We start from the raw sequence: 273 nt of genomic DNA on the forward strand, positions 1-273 counted from the left end.
TCTTGCGATGTCGCGGTCCTACAACCCCCCAGATGCCGTAACATCTGAGGTTTGGGCTTTTCCCCGTTCGCTCGCCACTACTGGGGGAATCATTGTTATTTTCTTTTCCTGCAGGTACTAAGATGTTTCAGTTCCCTGCGTTAGCCTCCATCATAAGATGGATGTTATCTCTTCAAGATAACGGGTTGTCCCATTCGGAAATCCGCGGATCAAGGGTTATTTGCACCTCCCCGCAGCTTATCGCAGCTTATCACGTCCTTCATCGCCTCCGAG

At 50.5% G+C, this 273-nt stretch carries 1 rRNA gene; it reads right to left on the reverse strand.

The annotated features are described in order from the left end of the window. Nucleotides 1-273 (reverse strand): 23S ribosomal RNA (locus H6A28_RS15010); the annotation flags it as partial.

The sequence above is a fragment of the Bacteroides mediterraneensis genome, assembly GCF_016900355.1.
Classification (GTDB): Bacteria; Bacteroidota; Bacteroidia; order Bacteroidales; family Bacteroidaceae; genus Phocaeicola.